Annotated in this window: 19 protein-coding genes; 11 read left to right on the top strand and 8 right to left on the bottom strand. The window is 71.7% G+C overall.

The features are described from left to right. Nucleotides 1-18: 18 nt before the first annotated feature. Nucleotides 19-1,413, top strand: coding sequence for a cystathionine beta-synthase (locus ACFY6S_RS14985; protein WP_388816105.1), 1,395 nt, complete (start codon nucleotides 19-21; stop codon nucleotides 1,411-1,413). A 326-nt stretch (nucleotides 1,414-1,739) separates the two neighbouring features. Here the strand turns inward: ACFY6S_RS14985 and ACFY6S_RS14980 are convergent, their stop codons facing one another. From ACFY6S_RS14980 to ACFY6S_RS14970, 3 genes are all read right to left on the bottom strand, one after another. Further along, complete coding sequence (locus ACFY6S_RS14980) at nucleotides 1,740-2,180, bottom strand: hypothetical protein (RefSeq protein ID WP_388816102.1); 441 nt, start codon at nucleotides 2,178-2,180, stop codon at nucleotides 1,740-1,742. Nucleotides 2,181-2,278: 98 nt separating this feature from the next. Continuing rightward, nucleotides 2,279-2,779: a potassium channel family protein gene (locus ACFY6S_RS14975; RefSeq protein ID WP_388816099.1), complete on the bottom strand. Its 501-nt coding sequence runs from the start codon at nucleotides 2,777-2,779 to the stop codon at nucleotides 2,279-2,281. A gap of 158 nt (nucleotides 2,780-2,937) precedes the next feature. Beyond that, the gene (locus ACFY6S_RS14970) at nucleotides 2,938-3,483 is read right to left on the bottom strand and encodes a DinB family protein (protein WP_388816096.1); all 546 of its coding nucleotides are present in this window, start codon (nucleotides 3,481-3,483) and stop codon (nucleotides 2,938-2,940) included. A 144-nt stretch (nucleotides 3,484-3,627) separates the two neighbouring features. Between ACFY6S_RS14970 and ACFY6S_RS14965 the strand changes: the two genes are divergently transcribed. Beyond that, on the top strand, nucleotides 3,628-4,299 hold the full coding sequence (locus tag ACFY6S_RS14965) for a hypothetical protein (RefSeq protein WP_388816093.1): 672 nt from the start codon (nucleotides 3,628-3,630) through the stop codon (nucleotides 4,297-4,299). 62 nt (nucleotides 4,300-4,361) lie between these two features. Here the strand turns inward: ACFY6S_RS14965 and ACFY6S_RS14960 are convergent, their stop codons facing one another. Further along, nucleotides 4,362-5,732: an SAM-dependent methyltransferase gene (locus ACFY6S_RS14960; protein ID WP_388816090.1), complete on the bottom strand. Its 1,371-nt coding sequence runs from the start codon at nucleotides 5,730-5,732 to the stop codon at nucleotides 4,362-4,364. 83 nt (nucleotides 5,733-5,815) lie between these two features. Between ACFY6S_RS14960 and ACFY6S_RS14955 the strand changes: the two genes are divergently transcribed. The 3 genes from ACFY6S_RS14955 to groL all read left to right on the top strand — a co-directional run bounded on the left by ACFY6S_RS14955 (nucleotide 5,816) and on the right by groL (nucleotide 9,310). Beyond that, the gene (locus tag ACFY6S_RS14955; RefSeq protein ID WP_388816087.1) at nucleotides 5,816-6,838 is read left to right on the top strand and encodes a polysaccharide deacetylase family protein; all 1,023 of its coding nucleotides are present in this window, start codon (nucleotides 5,816-5,818) and stop codon (nucleotides 6,836-6,838) included. A gap of 439 nt (nucleotides 6,839-7,277) precedes the next feature. Next, nucleotides 7,278-7,586 carry a co-chaperone GroES gene (gene groES / locus ACFY6S_RS14950; protein ID WP_023539274.1) on the top strand — a complete coding sequence of 103 codons (309 nt, stop codon included), beginning with the start codon at nucleotides 7,278-7,280 and terminating at the stop codon, nucleotides 7,584-7,586. A 98-nt stretch (nucleotides 7,587-7,684) separates the two neighbouring features. Next, nucleotides 7,685-9,310 carry a chaperonin GroEL gene (groL, locus tag ACFY6S_RS14945; protein WP_388816084.1) on the top strand — a complete coding sequence of 542 codons (1,626 nt, stop codon included), beginning with the start codon at nucleotides 7,685-7,687 and terminating at the stop codon, nucleotides 9,308-9,310. 144 nt (nucleotides 9,311-9,454) lie between these two features. On the opposite strand, the gene ACFY6S_RS14940 is transcribed toward groL, so the two are convergent. Both ACFY6S_RS14940 and ACFY6S_RS14935 read right to left on the bottom strand, forming a co-directional pair. Further along, the gene (locus tag ACFY6S_RS14940) at nucleotides 9,455-10,228 is read right to left on the bottom strand and encodes an SDR family NAD(P)-dependent oxidoreductase (protein WP_388816082.1); all 774 of its coding nucleotides are present in this window, start codon (nucleotides 10,226-10,228) and stop codon (nucleotides 9,455-9,457) included. Nucleotides 10,229-10,371: 143 nt separating this feature from the next. Then, entirely contained in the window at nucleotides 10,372-11,046 is a 675-nt protein-coding gene (locus ACFY6S_RS14935; RefSeq protein WP_388816079.1) for an MOSC domain-containing protein, read from the bottom strand. A gap of 80 nt (nucleotides 11,047-11,126) precedes the next feature. Between ACFY6S_RS14935 and ACFY6S_RS14930 the strand changes: the two genes are divergently transcribed. Then, complete coding sequence (locus ACFY6S_RS14930; protein WP_388816077.1) at nucleotides 11,127-12,017, top strand: LysR family transcriptional regulator; 891 nt, start codon at nucleotides 11,127-11,129, stop codon at nucleotides 12,015-12,017. 69 nt (nucleotides 12,018-12,086) lie between these two features. Here ACFY6S_RS14930 and ACFY6S_RS14925 read toward each other — a convergent pair whose 3' ends face one another. Next, nucleotides 12,087-12,470 (bottom strand): WhiB family transcriptional regulator, encoded by a 384-nt coding sequence (locus ACFY6S_RS14925; RefSeq protein WP_388816074.1) that lies wholly within the window; start codon nucleotides 12,468-12,470, stop codon nucleotides 12,087-12,089. Between the two features lie 424 nt (nucleotides 12,471-12,894). On the opposite strand from ACFY6S_RS14925, the gene ACFY6S_RS14920 reads away from it, so the two are divergent. From ACFY6S_RS14920 to ACFY6S_RS14905, 4 genes are all read left to right on the top strand, one after another. Further along, the gene (locus tag ACFY6S_RS14920) at nucleotides 12,895-13,506 is read left to right on the top strand and encodes a response regulator transcription factor (RefSeq protein ID WP_003948568.1); all 612 of its coding nucleotides are present in this window, start codon (nucleotides 12,895-12,897) and stop codon (nucleotides 13,504-13,506) included. Between the two features lie 296 nt (nucleotides 13,507-13,802). Beyond that, a complete protein-coding gene (locus ACFY6S_RS14915) occupies nucleotides 13,803-14,378 on the top strand; it encodes a sigma-70 family RNA polymerase sigma factor (RefSeq protein ID WP_388816071.1) in 576 nt (191 codons plus the stop codon). Between the two features lie 208 nt (nucleotides 14,379-14,586). After that, nucleotides 14,587-16,089 carry an IMP dehydrogenase gene (guaB, locus tag ACFY6S_RS14910; RefSeq protein WP_388816068.1) on the top strand — a complete coding sequence of 501 codons (1,503 nt, stop codon included), beginning with the start codon at nucleotides 14,587-14,589 and terminating at the stop codon, nucleotides 16,087-16,089. Between the two features lie 375 nt (nucleotides 16,090-16,464). After that, a complete protein-coding gene (locus ACFY6S_RS14905; RefSeq protein ID WP_114626720.1) occupies nucleotides 16,465-17,589 on the top strand; it encodes a GuaB3 family IMP dehydrogenase-related protein in 1,125 nt (374 codons plus the stop codon). A gap of 105 nt (nucleotides 17,590-17,694) precedes the next feature. Here ACFY6S_RS14905 and ACFY6S_RS14900 read toward each other — a convergent pair whose 3' ends face one another. Further along, nucleotides 17,695-18,957, bottom strand: a complete 1,263-nt coding sequence (locus tag ACFY6S_RS14900; protein ID WP_388816065.1) for a nucleotide sugar dehydrogenase — start codon at nucleotides 18,955-18,957, stop codon at nucleotides 17,695-17,697. A 343-nt stretch (nucleotides 18,958-19,300) separates the two neighbouring features. Between ACFY6S_RS14900 and ACFY6S_RS14895 the strand changes: the two genes are divergently transcribed. Further along, nucleotides 19,301-21,007 (top strand): FAD-dependent oxidoreductase, encoded by a 1,707-nt coding sequence (locus ACFY6S_RS14895; protein WP_388816062.1) that lies wholly within the window; start codon nucleotides 19,301-19,303, stop codon nucleotides 21,005-21,007. The last annotated feature ends 20 nt before the right edge of the window (nucleotides 21,008-21,027 follow it).

Here is a 21,027-nt window from a genome sequence, read left to right as displayed (position 1 = left end):
GAGACCCCGGAGACTACGGTGCAATTCCACGACTCGATGATCAGTCTGGTTGGCAACACCCCGCTGCTGAAGCTGACCAGCGTGACCGAAGGCATTCAGGCGACAGTCCTGGCCAAGGTCGAATACTTCAACCCCGGCGGATCGGTCAAGGACCGGATCGCCCTGCGCATGATCGAAGCCGCCGAGGAGAGCGGGGAGCTGCGGCCCGGCGGCACGATCGTCGAACCGACGAGCGGCAACACGGGCGTCGGCCTTGCCATCGTGGCCCAGCGGAAGGGCTACAAGTGCGTCTTCGTCTGCCCCGACAAGGTCTCCACCGACAAGATCAATGTGCTGCGCGCGTACGGCGCCGAGGTCGTCGTCTGCCCCACGGCGGTCGATCCCGAGCACCCCGACTCGTACTACAACGTCTCCGACCGGCTGGTGCGCGAGACGCCGGGGGCCTGGAAGCCGGACCAGTACAGCAACCCGAACAACCCCCGTTCGCACTACGAGACCACCGGTCCCGAGCTGTGGCGGCAGACGGACGGGAAGATCACCCATTTCGTCGCGGGCGTCGGTACGGGCGGCACCATCTCCGGTACCGGCCGCTTCCTCAAGGAGGCCAGCGACGGGCGGGTGCGGATCGTGGGCGCCGACCCCGAGGGCTCGGTCTACTCGGGCGGCTCGGGACGGCCGTACCTGGTCGAGGGCGTCGGTGAGGACTTCTGGCCGACGGCGTACGACCGTACGGTGACGGACGAGATCGTCGCCGTCTCCGACAAGGACTCCTTCCAGATGACCCGGCGCCTCGCCAAGGAGGAGGGCCTGCTCGTCGGCGGCTCCTGCGGCATGGCGGTGGTGGCCGCGCTGAAGGTGGCGGAGGGGCTCGGGCCCGACGACGTGGTGGTCGTCCTGCTGCCGGACAGCGGCCGGGGCTACCTCAGCAAGATCTTCAACGACGAGTGGATGAACGACTACGGCTTCCTCGACCACAGCGGGGACTCGCCGCGCGTCTCCGACGTGCTCCAGTACAAGGCGGGCCCCATCCCGACGCTCGTGCACATGCACCCGGAGGAGACCGTCGGCGAGGCCATCGAGGTGCTGCGGGAGTACGGCGTCTCGCAGATGCCGATCGTCAAGCCGGGCGCCGGGCACCCGGACGTGATGGCCGCCGAGGTCATCGGCTCCGTGGTCGAGCGGGAGCTGCTCGACGCGCTGTTCACCCAGCGCGCCTCGCTCGGCGACCCGCTGGAGAAGCACATGTCCTCCCCGCTGCCGCAGGTCGGCTCGGGCGAGCCGGTGGCCGACCTGATGGCCGTGCTGAGCGGTCCCGGTGCGGCGGACGCCGCGATCGTGCTGGTGGAGGGCAAGCCGACCGGCGTGGTGAGCAGGCAGGATCTGCTGGCGTACCTCTCCAGGGACGCCAAGTAGCCACGCGCGGCCGGTGAGACCCCCGCGCGACGGCGTGGGTTCGCGAAAGTGGTACGAGCGCGACACGTCCGCGCAGCACCGGCTTAACACGCGTCCGGCACATTGGTTGTTGTCGGCGTCAAGGACATCCGGAGCGGCTCCCGGACCTCCATGGACGCCAGGACGCGTCAACCGGCCCTGACCCGGAGCGTGTCCCTCGCGGGGACCGCCGTCGTCCCGCCCCCCGGAAACGGGGGTGCGGCGGTCCCCGCGACTACCTCTTCCTCTGCCCCTTTCCGCGGCGGCGCCGCGACGGGCCCGCCGTTTCGGGGAGACCCGAGTGCCGGTCAGCCCTCCCAGTCCGAGGACTCGCGCCGCCGCTCCTTCGCCCGGCTCCACGAGACCCGGGGCATCCGGTGCGCCGAGTTCAGGGCGTTCACCCCGACGACGCCCAGCCAGCAGACGATCAGCCCGCCGATCCCGGCGTTCACGACCGCGATGGCCGAGAGCGGGATGGCGAGGATCAGCGAGATCACCGCGAAGCCGAAGCGCTCACCGAACCCGAAGCTGTCAGCGGCGCCGGACGCGCCCGAGGGCCCCCGCGCGGCCGCCAGCCGCTGCTCGGCGAGATGACGGCGTACGCGGCGGTCGACCGTACCGTCCAGCCGCCGCTCCACCTTCTCCAGGAAGGATTCGACGAGCGCGGAGTCGTATTCCTCCCCCAGGTCCCGCCTGGCCTGGAGGGTCGCGTTGAGTTCTTTCCTCAGCTCAGGGTCGTGGGCGTCCATGGGGCAACGGTAGGCGGCGGGAGCGTCCGGGACAGTGGGGTCTGCCCCCGTATCCGGTGGGGGGAGGCACCAGGGGCGGGTGCGTCGGGGACGGGCCGTCAGGTCCGGTCGGCGGGGCCGCCGGGGCGCCGCACCAGCTGTTCGAGGTGGTCGAAGCGGGCGTGTAGCGCGCGCAGTTCGTCGGCGGCTTCCGCCTCCCCCTTCCGCTCGGCGTTTCCGAGCGCCTCGGTGACCTCGCGGGCACGCCGTGCCGCGCTGCCGACGAACCAGGTGGCCAGGGATGCCGTGACGATGCTGAAGACCGAGATCCCGACGAGCATCACCACCCCCGCGACGAGGCGTCCGGCAAGGGTCACGGGATAGAGGTCGCCGTACCCGACGGTGGTCGCCGTCTCGACCGACCACCACAGGGCGAGCGGGAACGAGGTGATGGTCGCCCGGGGAGCCGGCCGCTCGAACGGGACGATGATCCAGGAGCCGAGCAGCAGGACCACCACGACCCCGAGGGCGGCCCACGCGGCGGCCTTGACGTGCAGCCGCTGCCACCGGTCGTTGCCGAGCAGTCTTCGCAGCAGGTAGAGGGGGGAGAGCGGCGGCATGGACGTACCTCACCGAGGAGCGGTCGCGAGCGGTGCTTCAGGCTTCGTTGCGCGGACCGCCCGAAGCTACTCGGGGTGGACCCGTCCGCGCGGTTCTGACACACGCCCTCGCGGAACGCCGCCGCCGGCCGGTGCGGCGGGCCGTCCGTACCGGAGCGTCAGGCGCCCACGCTGCCGTCGATCGCCTCGCGCAGGAGGTCGGCGTGGCCGTTGTGCCGGGCGTACTCATGGATCAGATGCAGCATCACCATGCGCAGCGACACGTCCTCGCCCGATCTCACCGCGCGGGCGGTCACGTCCAGCGACTCGGCCGCCGCCTCGATCCGGCGGGCGTGCGCGACCTCCGCACGCCAGGCGGCGAACGTCTCCTCGCGCGTGGCGGTTCCGGCGTCGTACGCCACCTGGTAGTCGCCCTCGGGGGACCAGACGAGCGGGATGTCCTCCCCGTCGACGACCCGGCGGAACCAGGCGCGTTCCACTTCGGCCATGTGCCGGACCAGCCCCATCAGGCAGAGCGTGGAGGGCGGCATCGACCGCCGGCGCAGATCCTCGTCGCTCAGGCCCTCGGTCTTCAGGGCGAGCGTCGCGCGGTGGAAGTCGAGATACGAGCGGAGCATCTCCCGCTCGCCGGCGGTCGGGGACGGACTGACGCGCGCGGTCGTGGCGTCGTCGTCGGCGTCGGCTCCGGGCCCTGCGGGGTTCATGGACGTCTCCCATGGCTGATGGAGGGACGGACGGGCGGATGGATGGGCGGGGGCGACGGAGGGGTTCCGGCGTTGCGAGGTTACCCCCGGCCCCGCCGGGACCCGACTGAATAAAAGCCCCTCCGCACCGCTAACCTCTGCGGAATGATCAGCCGCGCTCCGTTGCCGCCACCTCCCCGGGACATCCGTTCCTGGGCCGACCACGAGGCTCAACTCGCGGACCGGGACGGGCTCATGACCGAGCTGGCCCGGCGGGCCATGTCCGTGGGACGGCTGGCGCTGCTGTGGCTGCTGGGGGCCGTCGCCGTGGTCGGCTGGGCGGCGTTGGGGCTGGCGGTCCGGAGCGTGGAGAGCGGCGGGCTCGGAGTCGCGACCGGACTGATGGCGCTGCTCCTCGGGCTGGTCCTGCTGGGCGTGGCGGGCGTCGGGCTCGCGCTGTGGACGAGCCGGGGCCGGGACGTCCGGCGGCGTCTGGTGGAGTGGGCGGGCGCCGGCCCGGTCTTCCCCGATCCCGTGCGCGACCGGCGGCTGCGGGTGCCCGGCCGGTGTCACACCTGGCTCTTGCTGTCGGTCGCGCTGTGCCTGCTGGGGCTGGCGACGGTGCTGCCCGCCTGGACGACGGTCATGACCGCCTCCGAGAATCCCGTGGAGGCGGAGTCGCTCGTGCTGGGAGAGCTGCTGTACGTGGTGGGTCTGGGCGTCACGGTCCTGCTGACGGGGGTGCTGGGGCTGGTCCAGTCGGTCGGCCACCGGCTGTGGGCCGAGCGGTATCTGCGCCGGGGCCCGGTCCGCCGGGGCGGTGGCGCGCATCGCTGAGTCCGCCGAGCCCTGAGCCAGGCCCGCTGAGCCCGCCGGCCCGTTCCCGTTGTGTGCGGGCGTCAGGCCCCGACCGGGCGGCCGATCAGCATGGTCGGGGCGCCCGCCGCCCTGGTGAGGAAGACCGTGGCGGCGTGCGGGCCCTTCAGCTTCATCCGGCGGCGCAGTTCCTCCGGCTCCACGGCGGAACCGCGTTTCTTCACCGTCAGGACGCCCACCTCGCGTTCGCGCAGCAGGGCCTTCAGCCGCTTCAGGTGGAAGGGGAGTTCATCGGTGATCTCGTACGCGGTCGCGTACGGCGTCGGGCGGGCCTCGTCCGCCGTGATGTAGGCGATCGTCTCGTCGATCAGCCCGCCGTCCAGCTCCTCGGCCACCTCGGCGACCAGATGCGCGCGGATGACGGCGCCATCGGGCTCGTACAGGAACCGGCCGGTGCGGCGGACGGGCGGATCGGGCAGGCCGCGGCCCGTCAGGGTGACGGTGGCGCCGGACGAGAGCAGCGTGGCGCGGCGCGTGCCGGGGACGACGGCGCCCGGCCGGTGCCAGAGCACGGCCTCCTTGACGTCGCCGCCGTACGAGATCCACTCGGCCTCGAAGTCGTCCGGGACCAGCTCGTGCGGAATCCCCGGAGCGATCTTGATCGCGCCCGTGCCGACCCGGCGTACCGCCTCGACCGCCCAGGACAGCGGCGGTGAGTACGCCTCCGGGTTGAAGATCCTGCCCCGGCCGCCGCGCCGCGCCGGGTCGATGAACAGGGCTTCCGCGCCGGTCAGGTCGTACTCCAGCACATCGGCCCGGGTCACCGTCACGGGCGGTCCGCCGGGCACCAGGGTGCGCAGATTGGTCCGGGCGATCTCGCAGGTCAGCGGGTCGATGTCGACGGCGGACACGGCGAGGCCCGCGCGCGCCAGCTCGATGGCGTCGCCGCCGATGCCGCAGCACAGGTCCGTGACGCGCGGGGCGGTCACGCGGGGGTCCGTGACGCGGGGTGTCCCGCCGTCCGCCGGCGTCACGAGAGCCCGGAACCTGGCCGCCCGGTGGGCGGCGACGGCGCCGCGGGTGGCCTGCTCGACGCCGTTGGGCGTGAAGTACATCCGGTAGGCGTCCCGCGCGCCGAACTTCGCCACCGCGCGCTGGCGCAGCCGGGCCTGGGCCAGCGCGGCCGAGACCAGCTCGGCGGGGTGATCGCGGCGCAGCCGGGTCGCCACCGCCAGTTCCCCGGCGGGGTCGTGGTCCCGCAGTTCGGCGAGGAGGGCCTGCCCCTCGGCGGAGAGCAGCGGCGCGAGGAGGGCGGGCGCGGGCCCGGCCGGTGCGCCCTCGGCGGGCGCGCCCTCGGCCGGTGCGCCCTCGGCGGCGGGGGCCTCGGCGGGCGTGCCTTCGGCGGCGGAAGCGGGCGTGGCGGGGGAGGAGGCGCGGTCGGTCACCCGGTCCATTGTGGGCCAGGCGAGGGATGGTGCGCGTCCCGGCGGCGGTGTCGGCCGTGCGGAGGCGCTCCGCGCTGACAGGATCCGACGCCATGCAACTAGTACGACAAAACGAAGAAATCGCCACAGAGGGTACGGGTGGTGCGGAGACGCTCGCCGCGTCGCGGACGCGCGCCGGACACCCCACCCGCCGACACCGCCGCTCCGCGCGGGGCCGCGCGCTGCTGGCCGTGCTGCTGGTGGCCGCCGTCGGCACCGGCTGCGCGGAGACGGAGTCCGGCGGCCAGAAGCGCGACCAGGGGCACCCGGCCGCCGGGGCGCCGCACGGACAGCAGGGGAAGGGCGAGGCCGGCGCGCTCTCCTCGAACGCCGAGGCGGTGCGCAAGGCCCAGGCCGTGCGCGCCGTCGCGGCGAAGAAGTGGGGACTCGAGAAGACCCCGCTGGCCGTGCCGCCACCGCCCGCCGTCAAGCCGGAGATCACCAACCGCAAGGGTTTCGAGATCGCGGACGAGCAGGAGGGCGAGAACCTGCCGCCCGTCTTCACCACCGTCCCGGTCAAGGACAAGGTCGTCTTCCTGACGATGGACGACGGCATGGAGAAGGACCCCGAGCTGCTGCGGATGATGACCGAGCTGAAGATCCCGTACACGGCCTTCCTCAGCGACTACGTCATCAACGACAACTACGGCTACTTCAAGCAGATGCAGGACCGCGGCGTCACCCTCCAGAACCACACGCTCAACCACAAGTACCTGCCGGGGCTGTCCTACGAGGAGCAGCGCCGCGAGATCTGCGACCAGCAGGACAAGCTCGAAAAGCGCTACGGGAAGCGCCCCACGCTCTTCCGGCCGCCGTACGGCAACTACAACGGCGACACGGTGCGCGCCGCCAAGTCCTGCGGCGTGAAGGGGCTGCCGCTCTGGACGGCCGAGGCGTACCCCGACCGCATGGAGTGGCGCGAGTGGGACGAGGACCTGCACCCCGGTGACATCGTCCTCACGCACTTCCGCGGCCGTGACGACTGGAACGCGACCATGCCCGACCTGATCCGGGCCGCGCTGAAGCGGATCACGGACAAGGGGTACGCCGTGGCGCGGCTGGAGGACTACGTGTAGCCCGCCCGAACGCCCCGAACGCCCCGAACGCCCCGAACGCCCCGGACGCCCCGAACGCCCCGCAGACCCGCCCCGCACGCACCCGCGCGCCGGCCGCCGCCCTCCCCGGACGGCGACCGGCGCGCTCCGCTGCCGTACCCGCCGCTCATGACGGAACCCATGGCCAGGGGTGTGCGTTTCCGTAGCGAGCCGGCGCGTATCCACCGGGTTCCGCGCCGCCGATCCGCGCCGGGACCCGCCCGGGAAGAAGCGCCACGACCGTCGGAATTGGCACTCCGCTTGACCGAGTGCTAATCGCAGTCATAGTCTCAGGTCTGGCACTCCCCACTGGAGAGTGCCAAAGCGCGACTGGCAGGTCCGGCACCCGCGACGACGGACCCATCTGGTCGCCACCCTCAGACAGTTAACCCCGTGAGTCTCCGAAGGGGGAGGTCGGATCGTGACGACCGCCAGCACCAAGGTTGCCATCAAGCCGCTCGAGGACCGCATTGTGGTCCAGCCGCTCGACGCCGAGCAGACCACGGCCTCTGGCCTGGTCATCCCGGACACTGCCAAGGAGAAGCCCCAGGAGGGCGTCGTCCTGGCCGTGGGCCCGGGCCGTTTCGAGAACGGCGAGCGGCTCCCGCTCGACGTTTCCGTCGGCGATGTCGTTCTGTACAGCAAGTACGGCGGCACCGAAGTGAAGTACAGCGGCGAGGAATACCTCGTCCTCTCGGCCCGCGACGTGCTCGCGATCATCGAGAAGTAATTCACCGAAAGTTTTGCTTTTGAGCTGCGCCCTCGGCCACCCAGCGATTGCCGGGCGGGCGGGGGCGCAGTTCATTCGAGAGGACAAGAGAAGCAGCCATGGCGAAGATTCTGAAGTTCGACGAGGACGCCCGTCGCGCCCTTGAGCGCGGCGTCAACAAGCTTGCCGACACGGTGAAGGTGACGATCGGCCCCAAGGGCCGCAACGTCGTCATCGACAAGAAGTTCGGCGCCCCCACCATCACCAACGACGGCGTCACGATCGCCCGCGAGGTCGAGCTGGACGACCCGTACGAGAACCTGGGCGCCCAGCTCGTGAAGGAGGTGGCGACCAAGACCAACGACATCGCGGGTGACGGCACCACCACCGCCACCGTGCTGGCCCAGGCGCTGGTCCGCGAGGGCCTGCGCAACGTCGCCGCGGGCGCCTCCCCGGCCTCCCTGAAGAAGGGCATCGACGCCGCGGTCAAGGCCGTCTCCGACGAGCTGCTCGCGACCGCCCGCCCGATCGACGACAAGTCCGACATCGCCGCCGTCGCCGCGCTCTCCGCGCAGGACGACCAGGTCGGCGAGCTGATCGCCGAGGCGATGGACAAGGTCGGCAAGGACGGCGTCATCACCGTCGAGGAGTCCAACACCTTCGGTCTGGAGCTGGACTTCACCGAGGGCATGGCCTTCGACAAGGGCTACCTGTCCCCGTACATGGTGACCGACCAGGAGCGTATGGAGGCCGTCCTCGACGACCCGTACATCCTGATCCACCAGGGCAAGATCGGCTCGATCCAGGACCTGCTCCCGCTGCTGGAGAAGGTCATCCAGGGCGGTGGCTCCAAGCCGCTGCTGATCATCGCCGAGGATGTCGAGGGCGAGGCGCTCTCCACCCTCGTCGTCAACAAGATCCGCGGCACCTTCAACGCCGTCGCCGTGAAGGCCCCCGGCTTCGGTGACCGCCGCAAGGCCATGCTCGGCGACATCGCCACCCTCACGGGCGCGACCGTCATCGCCGAGGAGGTCGGCCTCAAGCTCGACCAGGCCGGTCTGGACGTGCTGGGCTCCGCCCGCCGCGTCACCGTCACCAAGGACGACACGACCATCGTCGACGGCGCGGGTGCCGCCGACGAGATCACCGGCCGCGTCAACCAGATCAAGGCCGAGATCGAGTCCACGGACTCCGACTGGGACCGCGAGAAGCTCCAGGAGCGTCTGGCGAAGCTGGCCGGTGGCGTGTGCGTGATCCGGGTAGGCGCCGCCACCGAGGTGGAGCTGAAGGAGAAGAAGCACCGTCTGGAGGACGCCATCTCCGCGACCCGCGCCGCGGTCGAGGAGGGCATCGTCTCCGGTGGTGGCTCCGCTCTGGTGCACGCCGCCAAGGTGCTCGAGGGCAACCTCGGCAAGGAGGGCGACGAGGCCACCGGTGTCGCGGTCGTCCGCCGCGCCGTTGTCGAGCCGCTGCGCTGGATCGCCGAGAACGCCGGCCTTGAGGGCTACGTCATCACCTCCAAGGTGGCGGAGCTGGACAAGGGCCACGGCTTCAACGCGGCCAGCGGCGAGTACGTCGACCTGGTGAAGGCCGGCGTCATCGACCCCGTCAAGGTCACGCGCTCCGCCCTGGAGAACGCCGCCTCCATCGCCTCGCTGCTGCTCACGACCGAGACCCTGGTCGTCGAGAAGCCGGCCGAGGAAGAGGGCGAAGCGGCCGGTCACGGCCACGGCCACAGCCACTGAGCTGTTCCTCGCGGCTGAGCCGCCCGCCCCTTCGCCGGGGCGGCGGCTCGCCGTCGTGGTTCCTCGATCGACGGTCGAGGTGAGGATCCCTACGCGTGCGGCCCGGTACCCCTTGGGGCGCCGGGCCGTACGCGTACCCACGCCTTACCGGGGGCCGTACTTGCGCCCCGTCTTCGATGTGACCCCGCCGAGCAGCCCGCGCGGCGCCAGCTTCACCGCACCCATCAGCGCCTTGTAGCGGGGATCGGGTACGGACACGATCTTGCCGCGCGCCAGATCCGCCAGCGCCGCCGTCACCAGCTTGTCGGCGTCCAGCCACATCCAGTCGGGGATGTTGTCGGTGCCCATCCCGGCCCGCTCGTGGAACTCCGTCCGTACGAGCCCGGGGCACAGCGCCATCAGCCGCACCCCCGAGTCCGTCAGGTCCCGTGCCACCCCCTGGGTGAACTGGACGACCCACGCCTTCGACGCCCCGTACGTCCCGCGCGGCACGAACGCGGCCACCGACGCCACATTGACGACCCCGCCCCGGCCGCGCGCCCTCATCCCGGTGACCGCCACCGTGGTCAGCCGCAGCACCGCCTCGCAGTGCACCTTCAGCATCGTCAGCTCGTCGGCCACGGGGACTTCGAGGAAGCGCCCCTTGTTGCCGAACCCCGCGTTGTTGACGAGCAGATCGACCGGAGCCGTCCGGTCGGAGAGCCGCTTCTCCACCGCCTCGATGCCGCCGTCCGTGGCGAGATCTGCCGTCAGCACCTCGGCCTCGATGCCGTGCCGGTCGTGCAGTTCGGTGGCCTGGTCGCGCAGGCGCTCGATGTCGCGGGCCACCAGCACCAGGTTGTGGCCGTCGGCCGCCAGCCGTCGCGCGAAGGCGGCGCCGATACCCGCCGTCGAGCCCGTAATCAAAGCAGTCGTCATACGCGGCACGTTAGTGCCTGTCCCCGCGCCCCCGATGTGTGTGTTCCGTGAGCGGACGGCCTCCGGGCGCCGCCGGATCACCCGGGGCCCGGCCCCTCCGGGGGCCCGCGCCACCCGGCCCGGTGACGCCCGCCGCCCCCGGATCACGCGCCGTTCGCCGACTTCCCGGCGTACTCCCGCGCGATCCGCAGCCCCTCGGGGTGCAGCGCCCCGGCGGCCGCCAGGGTCCGGGGCAGCAACTCGCGCTCGGTGGTGACCGCCCGGAAGGCCATGGACACCGTCACCTCGTGCGCGGGCCGGTGCACGATCTCGATCGGGTCGCCCGCGCGGACCTCACCGGGCGCGATCACCCGGAAGTACGCGCCGGTCACGGCCTGCCCGGTGAAGCGCCTGACCCAGCCGCGCTCGCCCAGCCAGCTCTGGAACGTACGGCACGGAATCCGCCCGGACGTCGCCTCCAGGACCACATCGGGCCCGATCCGCCAGCGCTCGCCGATCTTCGCGCCGGTGATGTCGACACCGGACGTCGTGAGGTTCTCGCCGAAGACGCCGTTGGCCAGCGGCCGGCCCAGCTCCCGCTCCCAGAAGTCCAGATCCTCCCGGGCGAACGCGTACACCGCCTGGTCGGAACCGCCGTGATGGCGCAGATCGCAGACCGCGTCACCGGCGAGACCGCTCCCGCCCGCGCCCTTCGGGCCGGGGTCCGCCACCCGGACCGGGCCCTCCACCGGCCGCTTGTCGATCCCGGTGGCGCCACCCGGCGCGTCGGAATAGTCGACGGTCTTCGGCCGTCCCGCATTCACCGTCAGAAGCTTCATACGCGCACGCTAGAGGGCGCTGCTCCAAGCGCTCCACCCGTTATCGGTCACCGGCCCAAAGACGCGCTTATGGTGGACGGGTGATCGAAGCCCGTCATCTCCGTGTCCTGCGCACCGTGGCCGCCACCGGTTCCTTCTCCGCCGCCGCGCGCGAGCTGGGCTGTACCCAGCCCGCCGTCAGCCAGCAGATGCGGGCGCTCGAAACCTCCGCCGGCACCCCGCTGGTGGTCCGCACCGGGCGCGAGACCCGGCTGACCCAGGCGGGCGAGGTGCTCGTACGCCATGCGACGGGCATCCTCGCCGGGCTCACCGCCGCGGAGGAGGAGGTCGCCGCCATCGCCGGGCTGCGCGCGGGCCGGGTCCGGCTGGTGTCCTTCCCCAGCGGCAGTTCCACCCTGGTCCCCACGGCGCTGGCCGCCCTGCGCGCCGCCCACGCCGGCACCCGGGTCTCCCTCGTCGAGGCGGAGCCGCCGAACTCGGCGGCGATGCTGCGGGACGGCGAGTGCGATGTGGCGCTGGCGTTCCGCTACGACGGTTCGACCACGGAGTGGGAGGACCTGGTCGTGCGTCCGCTGCTCGTGGACCGGCTCGTCGGGCTCGTCCCCGAGGGGCACCGGCTCGCCGAGACCCGTACCGTCCCGATCGGGGAGCTGGCCGGCGAGTCGTGGATCGCGGGGTGCCCGCGCTGCCGTGAGCAGCTGGTGGGGGCGTGTGAGCGAGCCGGGTTCACGCCGCGCATCGATTTCGCGACGGACGACTACCCGGCCGTGATCGGCCTGGTCGCCGCGGGACTCGGGGTGGCGGTCCTGCCGGAGCTGGCTCTGGAGTCCGTCCGTACGGAAGGCGTCCGTACGATCGCGGTCGAGCCCGCGGTGCGGCGGGAGATCGTGGCGCTGACCCTGCCGGATCTCGCCCGCGTCCCGGCCGTCGCGGCCACGCTGGACCAGCTCGTGCTGGCCGCCACGCGCTGACCGGACGCCGCTCGGGCGTTCCGGGCCAGTGCAGGAACGTTTCTTTGCTGTGGGTCCGATTCCGGCACGTCAACCGCTGCCGTGGCCCGTGTGTCCGGCGCGGTCGGGGTGCCCGCCGTGCCCGGCGCCGGGACCGGGCCCCGTACCCGACGGGGCCGACGCGGTGATCAGCCGGGTGCGCGCCCGGCCCATCAGCTCCTCCCGTTCGTCCTCGGTCAGCCCGCCCCACACGCCGTACGGCTCCCGTACCGCCAGCGCGTGCGCCGCGCACTCCGCGCGGACCGGACACCGCATGCACACCTCTTTCGCCGAGGTCTCACGCGCGCTTCGTGCCGCGCCCCTTTCCCCCTCCGGGTGGAAGAAGAGCGAACTGTCCACACCGCGACAAGCCGCGAGGAGCTGCCAGTCCCACAGATCTGCGTTCGGTCCGGGAAGGCGGGAGAAATCTGCCATTGCTCATGTCCCCTTGAAACCGTGCTGAGGCGGATACGGGCGGCTAGGACGCCGGGTACGAGCCCGACGCGCGACTCGCACCGGTGCTCACGACCGTACATCTACTATGTAAGTAGATGTAAATATGACTCATTACGAATCTAGCCACAGACACCAGTAAAAGTGAAGAAAAGCCGCTAAATGGGGCATGCCCTGAAGCGACGCGGCACCGGCCGCGCCGTTCTTCTCCGTGTCCGGCCCCTCACGGGGAGTGCGGAACTCGATCCTCCGACCCGTAACTCTTTCGAGTGACCGTCGTTGAGTGTGTGAGGCGATTGAGAGAATGAGCGATCGGGCACATGTCCGAGAGCGTCAATTGCACAGGTGACGACATGTACCCAGCCTGGAGGCTCAAGGTGACGCGCATCAGCTGCGGAGGACGGTCATGACATCCGTCCTCGTCTGCGACGACTCCCCGCTTGCCCGAGAGGCGCTCCGCCGCGCGGTCGCGACCGTGCCCGGTGTCGAGCGCGTGACGACCGCGGCCAACGGCGAGGAAGTCCTCCGCCGCTGGGGCGCGGATCGGTCCGATCTGATTCTCATGGACGTCCGCATGCCCGGGCTCGGGGGAGTGGAGACGGTCCGGCGGCTGCTCTCGGCCGACCCCGGCGCCCGGATCATCATGCTCACGGTGGCGGAGGACCTGGACGGCGTCGCACTCGCGGTCGCCGCGGGCGCCCGGGGGTATCTGCACAAGGACGCCTCGCGCGCCGAGCTGCGCGCGACCGTCACGCAGGCGCTCGCCGATCCGACCTGGCGCCTCGCGCCGCGTCGGCTCCGTTCGGCCGAGATGGGCGCCGCGCCCACCCTCACGGCCCGCGAGATCCAGGTGCTCGAAGGGATGAGCCACGGCCGCTCCAACGCGGAGATCGGCCGTGAGCTGTTCCTCTCCGAGGACACGGTCAAGACGCACGCCCGGCGCCTCTTCAAGAAGCTCGGCGCCTCGGACCGCGCGCACGCGGTGGCGCTCGGCTTCCGCTGGGGCCTCGTGCGCTGACGCGCGCGGCGTGTCTCCCCCGCCCGCCGAGAGGTTCCACCGGGTCCTCGACCGATTCCGTAAGGACCCCTGGGCGGGCGGCGGTGGCTGAGCGGGCCGGGCAAACGTACGCCCGTACACACCCGTTTCCCGCGCTATGCCGCATCCTTGGAGATGTGGAGTTCCTCGGGGACGAGTCGGACGAGCGCGAGGGGAGGGCGCACGGAATGAGTTCTGCCGCACCCGCTCATAACGCTTCGGTGCACAACTACGGACGCGGCGCCGCCGACCAGCAGCCGCCAAGGCACCATGGACCGATGCGCGATGACGAGCCCACGGTGATCGGTGCGCTCGTTCACCGTGCTGTCGACGGCGACGAAAGGGCTACCCACGATCTGCTGGCGCGGGTCCATCCGCTCGCCCTGCGCTACTGCCGTACGCGGCTGAACCGGCTGCCGGGTGACGCGCGCCACTTCGTGGAGGACCTCGCGCAAGAGGTGTGCGTCGCCGTCCTCATGGCGCTGCCGCGCTACCGCGACACCGGACGCCCCTTCGAGGCGTTCGTCTTCGCCATCGCCGGGCACAAGGTCGCCGACCTCCAGCGGGCCGCCATGCGGCACCCGGGGTCGACCGCGGTGCCGTCCGACGAGATGCCCGAGCGGCCGGACGACTCGCTGGGCCCGGAGGAGCGCGCGCTCCTCAGCAGCGACGCGGAATGGGCCAAGAAGCTCCTCGCGAACCTGCCGGACAACCAGCGCGAACTGCTGGTGCTCAGGGTCGCGGTCGGGCTCACGGCCGAGGAGACGGGACAGATGCTCGGCATGTCGCCCGGCGCCGTCCGGGTCGCCCAGCACCGCGCGCTCAGCAGACTGCGAGCCCTGGCCGGCCAGTGAACACCCGCCGGACACCCCCGCCCGGCGGAGCTGGTGCGGGCGCCGGGTGCGGGCCGCAGGGGCCGGCGGCCGAATCGGTGCGGGACGGCATGGGAGCCTACGGATGAACATACGAAGCCGATCGGTGATCTTGTTCGTGGAATGAGAGGCTCGCGAAGCCCGTTAGCATGGACATCCGCACCGATCAAGGCCATTTGGGGAAGGTGTCATGACTGCAAACGTCGACGGAGTGCCCGAGAAGTTCGCGACGCTCGGGCTGACATACGACGACGTGCTGCTGCTGCCCGGCGCCTCGGAGGTTCTGCCCAACCAGGTGGACACCGCGTCGCTGGTCTCCCGCAACGTCAAGGTGAACATCCCGCTGCTCTCCGCGGCGATGGACAAGGTCACCGAGGCCCGGATGGCGATCGCCATGGCGCGGCAGGGCGGCGTCGGTGTGCTGCACCGCAACCTCTCCATCGCCGACCAGGCCAACCAGGTCGATCTGGTGAAGCGCTCCGAGTCCGGCATGGTCACCGACCCGATCACCGTTCACCCGGACGCCACGCTCGCCGAGGCCGACCAGCTCTGCGCCAAGTTCCGGATCAGCGGAGTCCCGGTCACCGACCGCGCGGGCAAGCTGCTCGGCATCGTCACCAACCGCGACATGGCCTTCGAAGCGGACCGCGCGCGCCAGGTGCGCGAGGTCATGACCCCGATGCCGCTCGTCACGGGCAAGGTCGGCATCTCCGGCGTGGACGCCATGGAGCTGCTGCGCCGCCACAAGATCGAGAAGCTGCCGCTGGTCGACGACGCGGGCATCCTCAAGGGCCTCATCACCGTCAAGGACTTCGTCAAGGCCGAGAAGTACCCCAACGCCGCCAAGGACGCCGAGGGCAGGCTGCTCGTCGGCGCCGCCGTCGGCGCCAGCCCGGAGGCGCTGGAGCGCGCCCAGGCGCTGGTCGCGGCGGGCGTCGACTTCCTGGTCGTGGACACCTCGCACGGCCACAACAGCAACGCGCTGAGCTGGATGTCCAAGATCAAGTCGAGCGTCTCCGTCGACGTCATCGGCGGCAATGTCGCCACCCGGGACGGCGCCAAGGCGATGATCGACGCGGGTGTGGACGGCGTCAAGGTGGGCGTGGGTCCCGGCTCGATCTGTACCACCCGTGTCGTCGCCGGGATCGGCGTTCCCCAGGTCACCGCGATCTACGAGGCAGCGACCGTCTGCCGGGCGGCCGGCATCCCGGTCATCGGCGACGGCGGCCTCCAGTACTCGGGCGACATCGGCAAGGCGCTCGCCGCCGGGGCCGGCACGGTGATGCTCGGCAGCCTGCTCGCTGGCTGCGAGGAGTCGCCGGGAGAGCTCCAGTTCATCAACGGCAAGCAGTTCAAGTCGTACCGGGGCATGGGCTCGCTCGGCGCGATGCAGTCGCGCGGCCAGGGCCGCTCGTTCTCGAAGGACCGCTACTTCCAGGACGAGGTGGCCTCCGACGACAAGCTCGTCCCCGAGGGCATCGAGGGCCAGGTCCCCTACCGCGGCCCGCTCTCCGCCGTGCTGCACCAGCTCATCGGCGGCCTCCGCCAGACCATGGGCTATGTGGGCGCCGCGTCCATCGACGAGATGGAGAGCAAGGGCAAGTTCGTCCGGATCACCGCGGCCGGCCTCAAGGAGAGCCACCCGCACGACATCCAGATGACGGTCGAGGCACCGAACTACACCAGGGGCTGACCGCGCGCCCCGGGTGGGGCGAGCGCCGACAACGTACCGCCGGGGGGGGGGGGGGGGGGGGGGGGGGGGGGGGGGGGGGGGGGGGGGGGGGGGGGGGGGGGGGGGGGGGGGGGGGCGCCGCGCGCCCCGCCCCCCCCCCCCCCCCCGGCCCCCGGGCGGCCCGCGGCGGCTCCCCGCCCGGCCCGCCCGCGCCCCCCCCCCCCCCCGCCCCGCCGCCCCCCCCCCCCCCCCCCCCCCCCCCCCCCCCCCCCCCCCCCCCCCCCCCCCCCCCCCCCCGACCGGGCCCGGCACCGACGCGGATGCCGCCGCCGGGTATCGGGCGAACGGGTGTCGGGGATACTGGGACGGCAGACGTAGAGGGAAAGGCCACACATCGTGACTGAGATCGAGATCGGGCGCGGCAAGCGCGGCCGCAGGGCGTACGCCTTCGACGACATCGCCGTCGTCCCCAGCCGGCGCACCCGGGACCCGAAGGAGGTCTCGATCGCCTGGCAGATCGACGCCTACCGGTTCGAGCTGCCGTTCCTGGCCGCACCCATGGACTCGGTGGTCTCCCCGCGGACCGCGATCCGTATCGGTGAGATGGGTGGTCTGGGCGTCCTCAACCTGGAGGGTCTGTGGACCCGCTACGAGGACCCGCAGCCGCTGCTCGACGAGATCGCCGGTCTCGACGAGGCGACCGCCAACCGCAGGCTCCAGGAGATCTATGCCGAGCCCATCAAGGAAGAGCTGATCGGGCAGCGCATCAAGGAGGTGCGCGACTCGGGTGTGGTCACCGCCGCGGCGCTCTCTCCGCAGCGCACCGCCCAGTTCTCCAAGGCCGTGGTGGACGCCGGGGTCGACATCTTCGTCATCCGCGGTACGACGGTCTCCGCCGAGCACGTCTCCGGCGCGGCCGAGCCGCTGAACCTCAAGCAGTTCATCTACGAGCTGGACGTCCCGGTCATCGTCGGCGGCTGCGCCACGTACACCGCCGCCCTGCACCTGATGCGGACGGGCGCGGCGGGCGTGCTGGTCGGCTTCGGCGGCGGCGCGGCCCACACCACCCGTAACGTGCTGGGCATCCAGGTGCCGATGGCCACCGCTGTCGCGGATGTCGCGGCGGCCCGTCGTGACTACATGGACGAGTCCGGCGGCCGGTACGTGCACGTGATCGCGGACGGGGGAGTCGGCTGGTCCGGCGACCTGCCCAAGGCGATCGCCTGCGGTGCCGACTCCGTGATGATCGGTTCTCCGCTGGCCCGGGCCACGGACGCGCCCGGCAAGGGGCGGCACTGGGGCATGGAGGCCGTCCACGAGGACGTGCCGCGCGGCAAGCTGGTCGACCTGGGCATCGCCGGGACGACGGAGGAGGTCCTGACGGGCCCCTCGCACAGCCCGGACGGCTCGATGAACTTCTTCGGTGCGCTGAAGCGGGCCATGGCGACGACGGGTTACAGCGAACTCAAGGAGTTCCAGCGCGTCGAGGTCACCGTGGCGGACTCGCAGCACAGCCGCTGAACGCCGCACCCCGTGGAAAAGGCCGCCTCTTGAAAGAGGCGGCCTTTTCACATGCCGGACGGCGCGCTCCCGGGACGCCGCCCGGTGGGCGCCGGGCCGAAGGGGTCAGAGCCGGTATGCCGCGCCCGCCGGGCTCGCGCCCCTGGTGTCGAGCAGCAGTTGGGCCTTGACCGCGAGGCCCTGGAGGTCGTAGGTGCGGTGATGCTGGAGCAGGACCGTCAGATCGGCGTTGGCGGCGGCCTCGTACAGGGAGTCGGCGCGCGGTACGGGCAGATCGCGCACCCGCCAGTCGGGTACGTACGGGTCGTGGTAGCTCACGGCGGCGCCCAGGTCCATCAGCCGGCAGGCGATCTCGGTCGCCGGTGAGCCTTCCTGGTCGGCCAGGTCGGGCTTGTAGGTGACGCCGAGGAGCAGCACCCGGGCCCCGCGCGCCGACTTCCCGTGTTCGTTGAGCAAGGTGGCGCTGCGCTGGATCACGTACTGCGGCATACGGCTGTTGATCTCCTGGGCGAGGCCGACCATGCGCAGCGGATGGCCGGGGGTGCGGCCCGCGTGCGGCAGATAGCTGGGGTCCATCGGCACGCCGTGGCCGCCGACGCCGGGGCCGGGCCGGAACGCCTGGAAGCCGAAGGGCTTGGTCTCGGCGCAGCGGATGACGTCCCAGAGGTCGACGCCGAGGTCGTGGCAGAGCACGGCCATCTCGTTGACCAGGGCGATGTTCACATGCCTGAAGTTGGTTTCGAGGAGCTTCACGGTCTCCGCCTCGCGCGGGCCGCGGGCGCGGACGACCTTGTCGGTGAGGCGGCCGTAGAAGGTGGCGGCCGACTCGGTGCAGGCGGGGGTGAGGCCGCCGATCACCTTCGGTGTGTTGCCGAAGCTGTGGGCGCGGTTGCCGGGGTCGAGCCGTCCGGGCGAGTAGGCGAGGTGGAAGTCGCGGCCCGCGCGCAGGCCCGATCCCTCCTCCAGGATCGTGCGCAGGCAGCCCTCCGTGGTGCCGGGCGCGACGGGTGACTCCAGCAGCACGGTGGTGTGCGGGCGCAGCCGGGCGGCCAGGGCGCGGGCGGCGGCGGCGAGCGCGGTGAGATCGGGGGTGCGGTCGGCGCCGAGCGGGGTGGGGGCGCAGATCACGGCGGTACGGACCCGGCCCAGCTCGGTGGGGTTGGTGGTGGGCCTGAACCCTCCCGAGAGCATCCGGCGTACGTCGGATGCGGTGAGCGGGCCGTCGACCGGGCTCTGGCCCGCGGCCAGTTTCGCGACGGGGCGTGGGTCGGTGTCGTAGCCGATGGTGTCGATACCGGCGGCCACGGCGGCCTGGGCGAGGGGCAGGCCGAGGTGGCCGAGTCCGATGACGGCGAGATCTGCGGGCATGGCGGTGGCCGCGTCCTTCCCTGCGGTCCTGTCCGGGGGAGCTGTGCCGGGCCCGGCAGGACCTAGCCGGAGTTGACAGTGAGCGCAAGCCCGGTGGACAGAATGAGCGAGCGCACTGTCAGACTAGGCTTAAATATGACCGTTATGCGGTAGGGCGTGGCCGATGATGAGCGTTTGTCGGATATTGCGCCTTTCGGGGGCTGTGGGGGTGCGGTGCTGGTCGCCGTCGAGCACCTGGGACCGGGTGGGGCGCGGAGTTATCCACAGCCAGTGGCTGAAGTCGCCGACTGCGGACAGAATCGATCTGTGAGCCCGACCACGCGGGGGACGACGGGAGGCAGCGGTGAGGACAGCGACACTGGGACCTGCGGAGCGCGCCCGAGCGCTGGCGGCCATGACCGAGCGCGAGCTGGACGTGCTGGTGATCGGCGCGGGGGTGGTCGGGGCCGGCACCGCTCTCGACGCGGTCACGCGCGGCCTGACGACCGGACTCGTGGAAGCGCGCGACTGGGCCTCCGGCACATCGAGCCGGTCGAGCAAGCTGATCCATGGCGGGCTGCGCTATCTGGAGATGCTCGACTTCGCGCTGGTGCGCGAGGCCCTGAAGGAGCGGGGGCTGCTGCTGGAGAAGCTGGCGCCCCATCTGGTCAAGCCCGTGCCGTTCCTCTATCCGCTGCGGCACAAGGGCTGGGAGCGGTTCTACGCGGGATCGGGCGTCGCGCTGTACGACGCGATGTCCATATCGTCCGGACACGGCCGCGGGCTGCCCGTCCACCGCCATCTCTCCCGGCGCAACGCCCTGCGGGTGGCGCCCTGCCTGAAGAAGGACGCCCTGGTCGGCGCCTTGCAGTACTACGACGCGCAGATGGACGACGCGCGCTATGTGGCGACCCTGGTCCGTACGGCCGCCACCTACGGCGCGCGGGTGGCCAACGGGGCGCGGGTCGTCGGCTTCCTGCGCGAGGGCGAGCGGGTCGTGGGCGCGCGCGTCCGGGACGTGGAGGCCGGCGGCGAGTACGAGATCCGGGCCAAGCAGGTGGTCAACGCCACCGGGGTCTGGACGGACGACACCCAGGGGCTGATCGCCGAGCGCGGACAGTTCCACGTCCGGGCCTCCAAGGGCATCCATCTCGTCGTGCCCAAGGACCGCATCCACTCCTCGACCGGGCTGATCCTGCGGACCGAGAAATCGGTGCTGTTCGTCATCCCCTGGGGCCGCCACTGGATCGTCGGCACCACCGACACCGACTGGGACCTGGACAGGGCCCACCCCGCCGCCTCCAGCGCCGATATCGACTATCTCCTGGAGCACGTCAACTCGGTGCTGTCCGTCCCCCTGACCCGTGACGACGTACAAGGGGTGTACGCGGGGCTGCGCCCGCTGCTGGCCGGGGAGTCGGACGCGACCAGCAAGCTGTCGCGCGAGCACACGGTCGCCCATCCGGTGCCCGGCATGGTGGTGGTCGCCGGGGGCAAGTACACCACCTACCGGGTGATGGCCAAGGACGCGGTGGACGAGGCGGTGCACGGTCTCGACCAGCGGGTGGCGGACTGCGTCACCGAGGACGTGCCGCTGCTCGGGGCCGAGGGCTATCACGCGCTGTGGAACGCGCGGGCGGGCATGGCGGCGCGGACCGGAATCCATGTGGCCAGGGTCGAGCACCTGCTGAACCGCTACGGCACGCTGGTGGAGGAGCTGCTGGAGATGATCGCGGCCGATCCGGGACTCGGCGAACCGCTCGGCGGGGCCGACGACTATCTGCGCGCCGAGGTCGTCTACGCGGCCTCCCACGAGGGGGCCCGCCATCTTGAGGACGTGCTGACGCGGCGTACCCGCATCTCGATCGAGACCTTCGACCGGGGGACGCGCAGCGCCCGGGAGTGCGCGGAGCTGATGGCGCCGGTGCTCGGCTGGGACAAGGACCAGATCGAACGGGAGGTCACGCACTACGGGAAGCGGGTGGAGGCCGAGCGGGAATCGCAGCGGCAGCCGGACGATCAGACGGCGGACGCGGCGCGGCTGGGCGCGCCGGACATCGTGCCGACCTGACGCCGCCCGGCGGACGGGCG

The sequence above is a fragment of the Streptomyces sp. NPDC012835 genome (assembly GCF_042900885.1).
Taxonomy (GTDB): Bacteria; Actinomycetota; Actinomycetes; order Streptomycetales; family Streptomycetaceae; genus Streptomyces.
Note: the sequence above shows the minus strand (reverse complement) of the source record. Positions and strands in the feature narration are given on the sequence as shown.

Bases quoted from the DNA above. Each gene is read 5' to 3' on its own strand.
- ACFY6S_RS14980 (WP_388816102.1), bottom strand. From the start codon at position 2,180: ATGGACGCCCACGACCCTGAGCTGAGGAAAGAACTCAACGCGACCCTC.
- ACFY6S_RS14975 (WP_388816099.1), bottom strand. From the start codon at position 2,779: ATGCCGCCGCTCTCCCCCCTCTACCTGCTGCGAAGACTGCTCGGCAAC.
- ACFY6S_RS14970 (WP_388816096.1), bottom strand. From the start codon at position 3,483: ATGAACCCCGCAGGGCCCGGAGCCGACGCCGACGACGACGCCACGACC.
- ACFY6S_RS14965 (WP_388816093.1), top strand. From the start codon at position 3,628: ATGATCAGCCGCGCTCCGTTGCCGCCACCTCCCCGGGACATCCGTTCC.
- ACFY6S_RS14960 (WP_388816090.1), bottom strand. From the start codon at position 5,732: ATGGACCGGGTGACCGACCGCGCCTCCTCCCCCGCCACGCCCGCTTCC.
- ACFY6S_RS14955 (WP_388816087.1), top strand. From the start codon at position 5,816: ATGCAACTAGTACGACAAAACGAAGAAATCGCCACAGAGGGTACGGGT.
- groL (WP_388816084.1), top strand. From the start codon at position 7,685: ATGGCGAAGATTCTGAAGTTCGACGAGGACGCCCGTCGCGCCCTTGAG.
- ACFY6S_RS14940 (WP_388816082.1), bottom strand. From the start codon at position 10,228: ATGACGACTGCTTTGATTACGGGCTCGACGGCGGGTATCGGCGCCGCC.
- ACFY6S_RS14935 (WP_388816079.1), bottom strand. From the start codon at position 11,046: ATGAAGCTTCTGACGGTGAATGCGGGACGGCCGAAGACCGTCGACTAT.
- ACFY6S_RS14925 (WP_388816074.1), bottom strand. From the start codon at position 12,470: ATGGCAGATTTCTCCCGCCTTCCCGGACCGAACGCAGATCTGTGGGAC.
- ACFY6S_RS14920 (WP_003948568.1), top strand. From the start codon at position 12,895: ATGACATCCGTCCTCGTCTGCGACGACTCCCCGCTTGCCCGAGAGGCG.
- ACFY6S_RS14915 (WP_388816071.1), top strand. From the start codon at position 13,803: ATGCGCGATGACGAGCCCACGGTGATCGGTGCGCTCGTTCACCGTGCT.
- guaB (WP_388816068.1), top strand. From the start codon at position 14,587: ATGACTGCAAACGTCGACGGAGTGCCCGAGAAGTTCGCGACGCTCGGG.
- ACFY6S_RS14900 (WP_388816065.1), bottom strand. From the start codon at position 18,957: ATGCCCGCAGATCTCGCCGTCATCGGACTCGGCCACCTCGGCCTGCCC.